The sequence below is a fragment of the Natronoflexus pectinivorans genome (genome assembly GCF_004345615.1).
In the GTDB taxonomy this organism is placed as follows: Bacteria; Bacteroidota; Bacteroidia; order Bacteroidales; family Marinilabiliaceae; genus Natronoflexus; species Natronoflexus pectinivorans.
This window is the reverse complement of sequence record NZ_SLWK01000005.1, coordinates 265,471-280,686: the sequence shown is the minus strand read 5'-3', so window position 1 is coordinate 280,686 and position 15,216 is coordinate 265,471. Positions and strand designations below refer to the sequence as shown.

Below are 15,216 nucleotides of genomic sequence, written 5' to 3'. Positions count from 1 at the left end.
GATTTGGATTGTTATACGATAAACAGTGAACCAAAGATCATTGTGATGTGAGTATTCACTAAAATCTTATGCACATGGGCACAATTAAACCTATTCTATACATCATCATTTTTTTGATGGCCATTATGTCTGATACTGCATCAGCAAGCAATTCACCTAAAACACAGAACCGACCGGCGTACGGCCCCGGAGAGGAGTTACACTATATCATGTCCTACGGGTTTATTACCGGCGGTCGTGGAGTTCTATCAGTAAAGGATACTATTTTAAATGGCAGACATGTCCATCACTTGGTAGGAGCTGCAAATACAGTAGGTTTGGCCGACCGGGTTTTTCGGGTTCGTAATGTTTACGAGAGCTTTATCGACCCCAAAACTGACTTTCCCGTTAAGGCCATACGGAATGTAAGAGAAGGCAGTTACCGCAGATATAATGAGGTGCTGTTTGATCATGGGTCTGATTCCACTTTTATAATCAGTCAGCGCACTGGTGAGAAATACGTTTACCCAAACATTTATGACATTGTAGCTGCTTTCTATGTTGCCCGCAAGCATCATTTTAACGATGATATGGTTGAAGGCCAGGTGATGGAATTCATGACCTACTTCTCCGACGAGGAGTTTCCGCTGCGCATCCGGTACAGAGGAATTGAGGTGATTAATACGCGTTTTGGTAAAGTGGAGTGCTATAAATTCTCGCCTGTTACAGAGGTTGGACGCGCTTTTAAGACCGAAGATGACATGCATGTATGGATCACACGTGATGCTAATCGTGTCCCCATTCGCATCCGTTTTAACCTAAGGGTTGGTGCTTTTGTTTGCGATTTGGAGAGCTTCCGTGGCTTGCAGCATCCTTTTTCGAGTATTGTGCATTAGATTACATTACAATGAATATTTGTTTCTGAGGGGTTGATGCCAAACTGCCTCTGGAAGCATTTTCGAAAATATTTAATATCATTGAATCCCGTCAAAAAAGCAGCTTCCTGAACTGTCATTTCTCCAATTCTTAAAAGACTGGCAGCTTTCTTTAGTCTAACTGTTCTTATAAACGGATTTATTGATTGCCCTGTAAGAGATTTAACCTTCCTATATAAAGTCATGGTGGTCATGTTCATTTCTGATGACAAAAATTCATTATTGAGATCAGGATTATCAAGATTGTCCTCTATAGTTTTTACCAACGAAGAAAGAAAAATCTCATCTTTTGAGGTAAATGTGATTTCTGAAGGTTCTGCTTTCACTTCGGTAACAAACTTTCTCTTTAGCAGTTCTCTCAATTGAATAATGTTTTTTGTTCTCACTATCAGCACCTCCGGATTAAATGGTTTGGCGATGTAATCATCGGCTCCAAGTTTATAGCTCTTAACTATTGTGTCCCCTGTATTAAGCGCCGTAAGCATGATTATTGGAATGTGTGAGACGTAAATGTCAGACTTTAGCCGTTGACAAAGTTCTATTCCATTTATTCCGGGCATCATTATATCTGTTATTATAATGTCTGGTTGAAGTTTTGTTGCCAAATTTAATGCAGTTTGTCCATCCTCAGCAGGATATACATCGTAATCTGATTCAAATATAGTTTTTAGGAGACTTAGTAATTCTGCATTGTCCTCAGCAATGACAACGGAGTGTTTTTTCTTTTTTCTCTCTTTGCCACATTTTTCCTGTTTTTTCAACTCTTGAATGGTATGCTTTACTGAGCTTCTTTTAGGTGTTTTGCTTTGTCCAAAAATTTTATCATAAGGTAGATTAATTAAGAAACTACTCCCGACGCCCTCTTCACTATTTACCTGTATGGAACCATTATGTGCTTCTATAATCTTTCGGGTATTATACAAGCCTATTCCGAAGCCAGTTATATGAGATGCTTTTTTTGAAATCATGCCAGACGTGGCTCTGTAATATCTGTCAAATATAAACGGCAAATCTTTTGGGTGTATTCCATACCCTGTGTCCGATATTATGATCTGTATATAGTTATGTAATCCATTTTTTAAAGAATGGAATTCTCTAACTTCGATTACAATATGTCCATGTTGACGGTTGTACTTAATGGCATTAGATATCAGGTTTGACAATGCCTTTTTCATCTCTTCAGGATTAAACCTGAAAAAAAGTGTATTACTCTCACATCTTAGATCAAATGATATATCCTTTTCAAATCCCTTTTCACGGAAATCATCAACCAGAACTTTTATAAATTCATTTAAATCACTGATTAAATATTCTTTCTTGTGATTTTCATTTTCCGTTTTTTGGGTGTCAATAAGTTCATTAATAAGATTGAGAAGGTTATGAGCATTTCGTTGGATGCTTATGAGCATTTTTTTATCATAGATCTCATTCTTCAACAATCTTTCAACGGGGGCTATAATTAATGATAACGGGGTGCTTAATTCATGAGATACATTAATAAAAAAGTCCGATTTCATTTTTGCAATTTCTTCGGCTCTCTGGGCTTTAATTCTTTGAATTTTTAACTGTCCTGCATAAGTAACTTTTAAAAAAGAGTATCTCCAAATAAGTAATAAAAGAAGAGCAATAACTATTGAATACAGTAAATAGGCAACATTGGTTCTCCAAAATGGAGGAGTAATATTAAGATAGATATATGCACCCTCATCATTCCATAAGTTGTTGTTATTGGAAGCCTTAACTGTAAACAGATATTTTCCGGGGGACAAGTTAGTGTAGGAGGCATACTTTTGGTTTCCTGCCTGATTCCATTGTTTGTCGAGCCCCTCTAGTTTATATGCGTAATTATTTTTAGAAGCATTAATAAAATTCAATGCTGAGAAAAAAAAGGTAACAGAGGCAGCCTCATGATGGCTCAGAGTTATGATTTCTCCATTATTGATATGGGATCTCTTTCCTGTTTCTGGTGCATGACTATATTCTGTTATAAATATTTGAGGAAGATCTATGTTTTCCCGAATCTTATTTGGATCGAAATAGACCAATCCTTCTGAAGTTCCAAACAAAAGCTTTCCATCGGATGTTCGTAACGAAGCACCATTATTAAATGCATTACCAGGGAGTCCGTCTAGTTTGGAAAAATGAATGGTTGAACTGCTTGCAGGGTTGTATTTTACCAGACCATTAGAGGTGGCTATCCATAGATTATGGCTATAATCCTCTATAATTCCGGTAATTATTTCTCCCGGAAGAGCTATCTTGGAAGTGTAGTTTTGAAATACTCCACGGTCTCTGTTAAACCTATGTAGACCCATATTTGTTCCAACCCAAATTTCTTTATTTGAATCTTCATATATGACATATACCCACTCCCCTATCAGATTCTGACTCTCTGAGAATCTTTGAATTTCCCCGGTTATAGGGTCTATTCGGCATAATCCCTCATAGGTACCCAGCCAAAGGCGACCAGTGTGATCCTCAACAATGGTTAGTGAATAGTTACTGCTTATTGTTTGGTTGTTAGAGGGATCGCTAAGGTAGTGAATAAAACGTTTCTCATCTCTCAGAAACCGGTTAAGTCCTCCCCCGTTCGTTGTTATCCAAATCTTTTCTTTGGAGTCTTTGTATATCTGTCGGATATCATTATGAGACAGAGCACCTGGGTCATCTGCCTTATTAAGATATGTTGTAAACTTAGCATTCCCTTTTGGATAAATCCTGATCCCTGTCAAAAATCCACCTACCCATATTTGTTTTTTCTCATCTACATGGATCGTCAGAATGACATCTGGTGCGTTGCAAATTGAATAGTCGAATTCATCTGGAGAGACTATTCTGTGAGTATTACGATTGAAGAAATTAATTCCGCCACCATCGGTTCCAATTATTATAATGGAATCATTTAATTCACTTAGCGCAGTAACCCGATTGCTGGATAAAGTGATGTTATTAAATGGATTTCTTTGTACAGCTACAAATGTTGATTGATTGCTGTTTAAAACATAGTTAACCCCGCCTCTTTGTGTACCAACCCACTTGTTTCCTTGCCGATCCTCGAAAAAACATTGCACATTATTATCATTGAGAGAACCTTGTATGGTTTCATCACGGAAATAGCTTCTAAAGTTCAGATTTGCATCAATCATTTTATGAAGTCCGTCATCGTTACTGCAAAACCATAGGTTGCCACTCTGATCAGAATCTATTTGCCAAATCCAACGTCCGTTAAATGGCTGCTCACTCATGGAAGGTTCGTATGCAGTAAATTTTTCAGAAGTTTTACAGTAAATATCCAAACCTTTATTATGACTAACGAAAACGCGGTGAGATTTGTCCTCATTTATTGAAAAAATCAGATTTGATCCTATAGAATTCTTCTGACCTTCTCTAAAATTCAATGTTGTATTCTTATCAGGACAATAGATAAAAAGACCTTGTGTTCTTGAGCCTAACCATAACCTATTGTATTTATCAAAGTGCATGACGGTAATATTACCCAGGGAAAACCTGTCTCCGTTAAGACTCTTAATTGTAACGGGTTCCATCAAATCCTCTTTTTGGTTATGCTTCCATATTCCATGATTTCCCCAACTAACATACAGAACACCATCTGCACTTTCTGCCAGTGCAGGAACGTAATAACTATATAAAACTTCCGATTGATTGTTACTATCTCGCATTAATCCAATTCTATCAAAATTCCCTTTAGCGGGGTTGTATCTTGCCAAACCTGAATTGGTTGCAATCCAGAGATGACCTCTTAGGTCTTTATGTATGGCATAAATTACATTTCCAGGTATTGAATTATTGTCACCAGGGTCATACCGGTAGGTTTTGAAATCCACCCCATCATGACGTTGAAGACCATTTTCTGTTCCAAACCAGATAAAGCCGTCCCTGTCCTGTGCAATTGAATATACATTGTTATGGATAAGTCCGTTATCAGTGGTTAATTGTCGGAAAAACAACTGTTGTGAGACCAGTTGGCTGAAAGTGCTCTCGGAGAGAATTATTCCAAATAGTGGCAATATGTAGATCAGTCTCTTCAAATTAATTGTCTGTTGGCTCTATTGATATACCGCTTTTAAACTCCTCTGGATAAGAAGCTATTCTAATATAACACGTCTTTACCTTAAAGTTTTTAGCAAAGATATGAATTTAGATGTCAGGGTGGCTGAAAATTTCAAATTGGAGATAATTTTTAATAAGAAAATGACAAAATAGTATCATTCAATGTTTTCTGTTTGCTACAAATATTAGTATTTGTTTACAAATAGTCCGGATGCTAAAAAGCTCTTAAAACGCCACAATAACAGCATGTAAGGTAGTTCTATAAATGTTTTTAATAATGAAAAATGAAGGATTCGCCCCCCTCTTTTGAAATAATTGTCCCTGCTTTTCTCTTTAATCGGTGATAATTTAGCACAATAGAAATGAAGGCATTTGAAAATCAAATAAAGATTTTCAAAAGATGTCTGCCGGAAAAATAAATTCGGTGTGTTTTATTAATCATTTAATTATTTATCTATGAAAAAAACGATTCAGTTAATTGTCGTGATGGTTTACTTTACATTTTCTGGTGCTTTATGGGCACAGGAAAGAGTAGTAACAGGAACCGTTACCGACGACATGAATGAACCCATTCCCGGGGTGACAATTGTTGTGCAGGGAACCTCGATTGGTTCGATTTCTGATTTTTCAGGAAATTACCAGATCAATGTTCCTGAGGGTAGTGAATTTCTGGTTTTTTCTTCTATTGGGTTCGATACGCAAACAATAGAGATGGCCGGAAGAAGTGTGGTGAATGTTCAGATGACATCATCTATCCTCGGATTGGATGAGGTAATAGTAATCGGATACGGTAGTGTCCGAAGAAGCGATGTAACCGGAGCAGTGGCCAGAGTTAGTGGAGACCAAATAAATACCATGGCCTCGGCTGATCCGGTATTAGGATTACAAGGCCGTTTGGCTGGTGTGGATGTAGTTTCAAATTCTGGAGAACCAGGAAGTGGAACCCGAATAAGAGTTCGTGGTATTGGGACCATTAACAACAGCAGTCCGCTTTATGTTGTGGATGGATTTCCAATGGGAGACATGAGTAATGTTGATCCATCAAACATTGAAAGCATTGAGGTATTGAAAGATGCTTCTGCAACGGCTATCTATGGATCAAGAGGAGCAAACGGTGTTATATTAGTAACAACAAGAACCGGCCGCTCAGGAGCACCGGTTTTCAATGTAAATGCTTACGCTGGGGCACAAATGATAACCAGAAGGTTAGATCTAACTAATGCTCACGAATTTGCAACTCTTCGTAAAGAATCATATACCAATGCCGGATTGGCAATTCCTAATGTTGAGATGCTTGATTATGTTATCGCCAATAACTTGAAGGGAACCAATTGGCAGGATGAACTTTTTAATGTAGCCCCAATACAAAACTATTCATTATCGGTATCTGGAGGAACCGATAACATGACTTATAACATTGGAGGTACCTATAACTCTCAAGAAGGAACAATTAAGTACAGTGGTATCGATAAACTGTTTCTGTTTTCTAACACTCAATATCATTTTTCTGACCGTATTACTTTAGGTGTAAACCTGAGTTATACCCATTACGAAAAGCACAATAACAATAATGCGCACTATGGAGGATCTCTTACCGATGGTTTGCAAATGGATCCACTAACAGTTGCTTGGGATGACTATACGGGTTATTACGGAGAACGCTTTCTTACAGGGGGAGTAACCATTCAAAATCCTGCCAGAATTGTGGATGAGGCAAAATACAATACCAGCGGGGCTCACCGCTTAATATCCAATTTCGATCTTAACATCAAAAACGTAGTCTTCGAAGGCTTGGATTTTAAGACCATGTTTGCCTCCGATCTTAATTTCACAAATGATAAGTCATTTTATCCCGAATTCTATATTGCTCCTGACCAAATGAGGGAAAAGAGCAGTTTATATGAAAACCGAGGTTTTAACAATAACTGGGTGTGGAACGGATATTTCACATATAACCGCCGAGAAGGATCTCATAACATCAACGCTACGTTAGGAATGGAGACCCAGGAGTTTAATTGGAACGGAATTAATGCGACTGTTTATGATGTCCCGTTTGACGAAAACCTGATGTATTTTGATCAGGCACAAGATCCGGAGCAACGAACTGTTGGTGGTGGCGCGAGTAAAGTATCTCTGATGTCTTATTTCGGCCGTTTGAATTATAGTTTTGATAATCGCTATCTATTTACTGCAACCATGCGTGCCGATGGTTCTTCCAAATTTATTGGAGACAATAAATGGGGATATTTCCCATCCTTTTCCACAGGATGGAACATCCATGAAGAGAACTTTATGTCTGATGTTTATGCTCTGAATCAATTGAGATTACGTGCCGGTTGGGGACAAGTAGGAAATGAAGGCTCTGTTTCACCTAACGCTTATTTGGCCACTATGAATACAGGGTATCATTACGTTTTTGGAGGAAGAATTGTTGATGGAGCAAGAACCGGAGCCTTGAGCAATCCAGATTTAAAATGGGAAGTAACAGAACAGGTAAATGTAGGTTTGGATATGTTACTGCTTAATAGCCGTTTAAATGTAAGTTTAGACTGGTTCAATAGAGATACCAAAGACATGATTCTTCGTACACCAATCCCAACATACGTTGGTTCTGGAAGACCATATCGTAATGCCGGAACCATGAACAATACCGGGTTCGAGTTTTCTGCTGCCTGGAGCGAGCAAATTGGAGAGTTTAATTACGGAATTGGAATAACAGGCTCAATGATTCAGAATGAGGTTACCAGTTTGGCTGGTGGAGAACCAATCAGTGGAGGCGGTGCCCAGCGGCTTGGATCTGTCACTAGAACGGAAGAAGGGTTTGCCATGGCATATTTTTACGGATTAAAAACCGATGGCATATTCCGTACACAGGAAGAACTGGATGCACACGTATGGGTTGATCCTAACACTGGGGCGATCCGCAGAATTCAGCCAAATGCCAGTGTTGGTGATGTGAGATTTGTTGATACCAACAAAGACGGTCGAATTGATGATGATGACAGAGTAAAACTTGGAAGTGCAATCCCGGATTTCACTGGTAGCTTGAATCTTGAACTGGGATACAGAGGTTGGGACTTCAGAGCCTTCTTCTATGGTGTTTTTGGCGTTGAAGCAGTAAACGTATACCGATACTATTCTCATACTTCCGGTCCTGAATCAAATTACCATCGTGATAGGCTGAACCGTTGGACACCCGATAACATCAACACCAATGAGCCTAGAATGGTTTCTAATGATCCGAACAGGAACAACCGTTTTTCAGACAGGTACGTTGAAGATGCATCCTACATCCGTCTCAGGAACATCCAACTAGGATACACCTTCAACAGAGGAATCATTGATCGTCTAGGGTTGTCTCGTGTTCGCATATATTGTAATGCCGACAACCTAATAACCATTACCAATTACACAGGTTTTAATCCAGAAGTTGGTGGCTGGGGACTTAGCGGCGGAGTTGACTATGTTACCTACCCAATGGCTGTAACTATTACAGGAGGTATCAATATTTCTTTTTAATTAAAGTGTAAATGACAGAAAAAAAATGTTTATGAAAAAGATAAAATATTTATTCTTTATTGCGGCACTGGGCATTGGCTGGGGATGCAGTGATTTTCTTGAAATTGATCCAATTAACACCCAAAGTGAAGCGAATTTTTTCAACGTTCCCGAAAATGCAATTCTGGCAGTAAATGGCTGTTACGGATTGTTGGGAATGACTGAAGGACCAGGACCCGATGGAAACTGGCAGGCTCATAACTATGAATTTTTCTTTGGTGATATTCTAAGTGATGATGCAGAAAAGGGAAGTAACGAATCAGACTTTCCCGATATAACTGACATGAAAATTTGGGATGCGAAACCAGACAATGGAGTTATCGATGCATTGTGGATTAAGATCTATGATGGTATTTCCAGATGTAATACTGCTTTGGAGCGTCTTGCTGAAAGCACCCTTGAAGACCGCTTAAGAAAAAGATTAATGGGTGAGGTCTATTTTATTCGGGGATACTGGTATTTTTATGGTTCACGAGTATTTGGTGGTCTCCCTATTTTTACAGAGCCAGTTCGTCCATCTCAGTTTGGAAATGTAGAACGGGCGTCCTTGCATGAAACTTATTTACAAGCTGAAAAGGATTTTAAAGCGGCCATTGAAAGGCTTCCTGAACGCAGCGGATATGCTCCAGAAGATTTGGGAAGAGCCACGAAAGGTGCAGCACGTCATTATCTGGCCAGACTATATATGTATATGATTGGTACCGACATTGACAACACCTCCATCACTTGGCAGAGCGTGTACGATGTTACCAGCGCGATTATTTCTTCCGGGGAGTACAGATTGGCCGATAATTATGCGTTAATATGGGAGCCCATGGGAGAAAATAGCGCAGAGTCAGTGTTTGAGCTTCAGATGCTTGAAGGCAGCCATAATAACAAACCTAGGAAAACAGGATCAAACTTTAATCAGTTTCAAGCCAACCGATTAGACTGGGGATGGGGCTTTAATAACCCTACGTTAGATCTGTTTAATAGTTTTGAAGAGGATGATCCTAGATTAAGCGTAACTCTGTATGGACCTACATTTAACAATGGAATTATGGGTGGCCAACAATGGGATTATGACCTTACAGAACAAATGACACCCTTCTTGAATAGAAAGGCTGCTTTAATGCCTGGTGAGCGACCAAATATCACAAAAAGCAGCAGCTACAACATCCGTTTGGCTCGTTACGCAGAGGTTCTATTGAATCATGCGGAGGCCGCATACCATACTGGTAATGAGACAGAGGCCCGTGATATGATAAATATGGTAAGGGAAAGAGCCCGAAACAGCACATTTGCAAGAGGATTTGACGAGGGATCACTTGATTTTCCGGTTACAGGTTTCTCCGGGAATTTGCCTGATGTAACAGCAAGTGGTGAAGCTCTGTTGGAAGCCATTTATCAAGAGAGGCGCACCGAGTTAGGAATGGAAGCCATAAGATATTTTGATCTTGTAAGAACAGGAAGGTATTTGGAGACGCTTGATAAAATAAGGCAAACATTTACTCCTGCACACGATGAATCAATTCTCCGCTATGCGAATATAGACCTGAGATCCAATGCCTTGGAAAGATCTATTCCGGGACCCAATGGAAACAGGGTTTTTCTACTGCCAATCCCATTACGGGAAGTTGCTGATTGGGGATTAAGACAAAACCCAGGCTATTAATTCATTAAAAACATTAAATCAATACTTATGAAAAAATACTTTTTAAAATATGTCTCCATTACTACCTCCTTATTGATGATAGGACTTCTGTCCTGTGAGGATAAGGAGTGGGGTGAAGATTATGACATAAAATGGCCTGTTTCTGAAATACTGTCGATTTCGACAAATTCAGCCCAAATCGAAGATGTTATTACAATAACAGGAACAAATCTCGATAAAGTTCAATCAATTTCAGTGGGAACTGCGAATTGCGAAATTCTTGAGGAAGGACATACTCCAAATCAATTAAGCTTTAAACTCCCACGCAGGGTTGAAAGTGGCATGGTTACTTCAAGAAATGTTTATAAAAGGTCATATACATATGAGTCAATTTTAACCATTTCATACCCTTCCATTCTCGTTACCGGGTGGCCAACTGAAATAGTAGCAGGTCAAACTTTCACTATAGATGGAGAGAATGTGGATCTGATTACCAGAGTTTTTATTGAAGATCATGAAATAGTTGTAAGACCAGGAACAAATCAGGAATCCATAACCATATCAACTGCTGGAGTTCCTTTAACTATTGGAGAAACTGCGACAATTAGAATTGTCGGATTAGGTGAGATTGAAGGTGCTTCAGAAGTGTCTGGAGTAATGATTTTGGAACCTACTGATATCTTTAATGCAGTTGCACCGATCATTCTTTGGGATTTCGAAGATGGAAATCCAATAATAGAAGATGCGGGTAACGCTCCGGACGTTGCAGAGCGCAACTATGGTGGACTTACTGCTCCAAGGGGCGATAACTACTTCTCTGTTCTGGCTAATCAAACCGGTGGTTGGACTAATTTCATCTACATAACAAGAGAAGGTCCGATAGATCTTTCAGACTTCCACGATCCACACATTACTTTCCTTGTTAATACCAACGGCAAGCGTGGATATGTAAATCCGTTTATGACTCAGGGAGGCGATCAGAGAGACAACCATCTTCATAATGGAACAGCTAATGAGCGTATGCCATATGGTGATAACTACCTGATTGAAACTGATGGATGGGAATGGAGATCTTACCCGGTAAGCAAACTTTTCCCCGATTTTAATGCAACTGGTGTGTTTGACGAAGTAAGAATGAGATTTACTTCAGGAAATGTTGGAAACTCAGGCGATCCTGAAGATTTTGAAATTCATATCGATCAAATTATGATTACCGATGGATTACAGCTACCAGTTGTTAAGGTGTTCGACTTTGAAGATGGAGCTCCGGCGTGGGATGCCAACACTTTGGCCGAAGGTGGTGTTATTAAAACGGATGCTCCAACTGGAGGCGGTTCAAGCTATTATCATTTGAGTTTTGTCTCTGAGGGCAGTTGGGACTGGAAAGGAGCAATTGAATACTCTCAGTCTATTGATTTAAGTGGAACCATTGATCCTCATGTTAGTCTATTGGTAAATACCAATGGCAACAGAGCTTTCATGCAGTTTGAAACTCACCAGAATGACGTAAAATGGGGTGGAGGTCCTCCTGGGATCTATGAATTTACCACTGATGGATGGGAAGTAATGACTTTCAGGCTCACTGATTTCCTTGGAAATTGGGGTGGCTCTGGAACTGCATCCGAATTCGATCCTAAAGGTGTTATGGATTATTTCAAAATAGGATTTTCCACAGGAAATGTTGATGGAGGAACATACGAGATAAACATCGATGATGTTTATATTTCGGATGGAGCTATGTGGTAACCAACTCTTTTATAAATTCCCGGGAGAAGGAATCTTCTCCCGGGAATTTTTCACTTTTCTCTTATTTCTTAACCAAATTCCCAATACTATGTAAAAATTGTCATTATAATAATCTGTTGAAATTAAAAGTATGAAAATCTTTTTCTATCCTGTTTTTGCGATATTACTTCTAGGATCCTCCTGTCAAAAGGATGAGAATAAAAGTACCCTTTCTGAATTAATCCACTTTTCTCTTGTTGAAATTGATGTTGCTTACAACATCACAGCCAATGCAGCATCGGCCATGGTTCCTGCGGGTTCAATCCTGGATGATCGTACCATGGTTTTTGAAATATCCGAAAAGGCTAAAGCCTTTATCGAAAATAGAGAGGTGCTTTCCGGCACTTCAAAGCACTCATTTGCGACTCCCGTAGAATTAACTGTTGTGGCTGAAAACGGGAATAGAACCAGCTATTTAATCATTACCGGATTTCTGCCAAATAAAGCACCGGTTGCTAATGCCGGTGAAAACCAGATCCTCTTTCTTGATGACGGTAAAAGCTCTACATTAGTTAATCTTGACGGATCAAAATCATATAAAGAAGATGGCGAGATTATTGAATATACCTGGAAGTATGAAGATGAAGTAATTGGAACAGAACCATTCATAGTCCACACATTTCAGATTGGACGACATTCAGTGTTGTTGACTGTAAAAGATGAATTCGGTTCAACCGCTCAGGATGAGGTGATAATTGATGTAAGAGAAGTAATTCAATATATTCCGGTAGATCCAAATGCTACTCAGGAAACAAGGAGTTTATTAATCAATTTAGGGAAAATTGCCAATGGGCCTGAGTTTATATTCGGTCAGGAGTTCCCCATGTCATTTCAATTGAACAATCTGCGATGGAATTTAAACACTTCTGATTGCAAGGACGTTGTAGGCGATCATCCTGGAGTATTTGGTATTGATCCACATTATATGCTTTATAAAGGATCTCAACAACGCGATTTGCATATACAAGAAGCTAGGTATGCTTACGAAAATGGAGCTGTAGTTACCTTTGACTTTCACCAGGAGAGTCGATTCGACAATTCAATTTACATGAATCGGATTAACAATGAGTTGGACAAGAGTCTGATGTATGACATTGTTAATGATCAAAATGGCTCACGGCAATGGTTTTTTGAAGAGATGGATATCATTATTGATATTATTAATAATGAGCTGGGTTTCCCTATTGTATTCAGACTCTTTCATGAGATGAACGGTGGTTGGTTTTGGTGGGGAACAAATGCAACAAACCACTCACCGCAACTCTATATTGATTTTTTCAGATTGAGTGTGGACTATATCAGAGACAGAACCAACCTGGTATTGTTTAGCTGGTCACCTAATCATCCATTTGGAACCACTTATTATCCGGGTAATGACTATGTGGATGTTGTTGGAGTAGATATTTACGAGCCATCGGCCAGTCAGTTGACCTCTTTGCTGAAACAGGTTTCTGATTTTGCATTGGAAAACAATAAAATTGCGGCACTTACCGAAGTCGGAAACCGTGATAATTATATCAGTAATCATCCGGATTTCTGGACAAACACCATCCTTAAAGCAATCAAAGATGGAGGGGATGACATCCGGATTGCCTGGGTGCTAGCATGGTTTAATGCTCCATGGACATCTACTCAAAATGATCTCTTTATTCCCAATAGCCAATCGCCTCAAGCCGCTAAAAATGACTTTAAAAAATTCCATAAAGATAAGCAAACCATGTTTTTAAATGAAGTGCGTACATTTAAAATGTATGATTAAAATGTGTAATTAGTCTTTACATCTCTAGTTTGTTTTGAAGTGTGTTTCCGGGTGGCAGGTTTCGCAGAATTTTTCCTGCCCCCGGAATAACATTTGCATCGTAATATTAAGTTAAAAAGTTTCTTATGAAATCAATTTGCAAATACTTACCCGGACTCCTATTTCTTTTGGCTTTTTCATTAATCAATCTATGTCATGCCCAACATCTATCGGAGAAAATTCTTATTAGCCCCCATAACAATGTTTTTTATAAAAATTCACCCAGAGACTTATATTTCGTCATTCATCAAAACGAGCATTCATTGCTGTATATTGATGTTAAAAACAACCCGTTAGCTTTTGAAACCGAGCCTTTGCAAACAGAATTCCTTGAATCCGGTCTTTTAATTAAAATATCAAATAACGAATTATCCAAAATTGGTAATGGACTCCACTCTATTAAGTTTGTCATGGATAATGGTGAAGTCTTAAGATCTCAATTAAAGATAGTTTCAGATAGTGAAGCAAAAAACTATGGATTAAATGTTGTGGCTTTCAATGTTGGTCATGGAACTTCTGTACTATTTTTCTTGCCAAATGGTGAAACCTTGTTGGTTGATACCGGATACGATCACATGGCCGAAAAATATACAATACCATTTATGAAAAGCCACTTGCCGGTTAACCGACACGGAAAACAGAGAATTGATCACATATTCATTAGTCATTGGCATTATGATCACTTTCACGGGCTTAATAATATTCTTGATGCATTTGATGTAGGAAGTATTAAATATAATCTTTCTGAACCAGAAAGAGGTGATTGGCGCAAGGATCCTTACAATTATGCAAAACATGGCTTTGAACCGGTTCATAGTCCTCAATTTAAGGTAGGAAATGTTATAGATGATATAGGAGGGGATGATGTAAAAATTAAAATTTTGAATGCTGCGGAGTTTGATTTAGAAAGGTATCCATATTTTCATTCAAAATACTTTGGAGAGTGGGACAACGCTAATAATCGTTCCCTCTCTTTTATTTTAAAATTTAAGGATTTTGTATTTAATTTTGGGGGAGATACATATCAGCATGGACAAATCGCAATGTTGCAACACTTCCCAGAATTACTCGCTAAAACTCATGTTTATCATGGCAATCACCATTTTCATGGTGGCTTATCAACAGATTTTTTAAAGCATATAAACCCTTATCTTTTTATTGCATCCGCTTGTGATGTGGCGTATGATCGGGCTGCTTTTGTAAGCGATGTTATGAATAATGTTGTTCCAACTTTAGAGCAAGAGAGTAATATATTTATTGAGAACCTGCACACATTTGAAGTTGGGCATATAGTAATAAGGGTGGATGGAAGTCTGGATTGGACCGACTCATCAACCGAAATAATTTACGAAACTTATTATAGCGAAGCTGATGATTTTCCGAAATTTAGGATTCTATATTTAGATTAAACGATTTATTTATGTGGCATCTGACATCAAATCATACACTATCTCATT

Annotated in this window: 7 protein-coding genes; 6 read left to right on the top strand and 1 reads right to left on the bottom strand. The window is 38.6% G+C overall.

The window, feature by feature from the left end; genetic code table 11:
• Positions 1 to 74 precede the first annotated feature (74 nt).
• Positions 75 to 875 carry a DUF3108 domain-containing protein gene (locus EV194_RS09095; protein ID WP_243699372.1) on the top strand — a complete coding sequence of 267 codons (801 nt, stop codon included), beginning with the start codon at positions 75 to 77 and terminating at the stop codon, positions 873 to 875.
• Here EV194_RS09095 and EV194_RS09090 read toward each other — a convergent pair.
• The gene (locus EV194_RS09090; protein WP_132433723.1) at positions 872 to 4,963 is read right to left on the bottom strand and encodes a hybrid sensor histidine kinase/response regulator transcription factor; all 4,092 of its coding nucleotides are present in this window, start codon (positions 4,961 to 4,963) and stop codon (positions 872 to 874) included. The genes EV194_RS09095 and EV194_RS09090 overlap by 4 nt on opposite strands.
• A gap of 478 nt (positions 4,964 to 5,441) precedes the next feature.
• On the opposite strand from EV194_RS09090, the gene EV194_RS09085 reads away from it, so the two are divergent.
• From EV194_RS09085 to EV194_RS09065, 5 genes are all read left to right on the top strand, one after another.
• A complete protein-coding gene (locus tag EV194_RS09085) occupies positions 5,442 to 8,504 on the top strand; it encodes a SusC/RagA family TonB-linked outer membrane protein (RefSeq protein ID WP_132433722.1) in 3,063 nt (1,020 codons plus the stop codon).
• Positions 8,505 to 8,535: 31 nt separating this feature from the next.
• Positions 8,536 to 10,197: a RagB/SusD family nutrient uptake outer membrane protein gene (locus tag EV194_RS09080; protein WP_165921842.1), complete on the top strand. Its 1,662-nt coding sequence runs from the start codon at positions 8,536 to 8,538 to the stop codon at positions 10,195 to 10,197.
• A 27-nt stretch (positions 10,198 to 10,224) separates the two neighbouring features.
• The gene (locus EV194_RS09075) at positions 10,225 to 11,922 is read left to right on the top strand and encodes an IPT/TIG domain-containing protein (protein WP_132433720.1); all 1,698 of its coding nucleotides are present in this window, start codon (positions 10,225 to 10,227) and stop codon (positions 11,920 to 11,922) included.
• Between the two features lie 130 nt (positions 11,923 to 12,052).
• Positions 12,053 to 13,720: a glycosyl hydrolase gene (locus EV194_RS09070; protein ID WP_132433719.1), complete on the top strand. Its 1,668-nt coding sequence runs from the start codon at positions 12,053 to 12,055 to the stop codon at positions 13,718 to 13,720.
• Positions 13,721 to 14,169: 449 nt separating this feature from the next.
• Positions 14,170 to 15,168, top strand: a complete 999-nt coding sequence (locus EV194_RS09065) for a ComEC/Rec2 family competence protein (protein ID WP_165921841.1) — start codon at positions 14,170 to 14,172, stop codon at positions 15,166 to 15,168.
• Positions 15,169 to 15,216 lie beyond the last annotated feature (48 nt).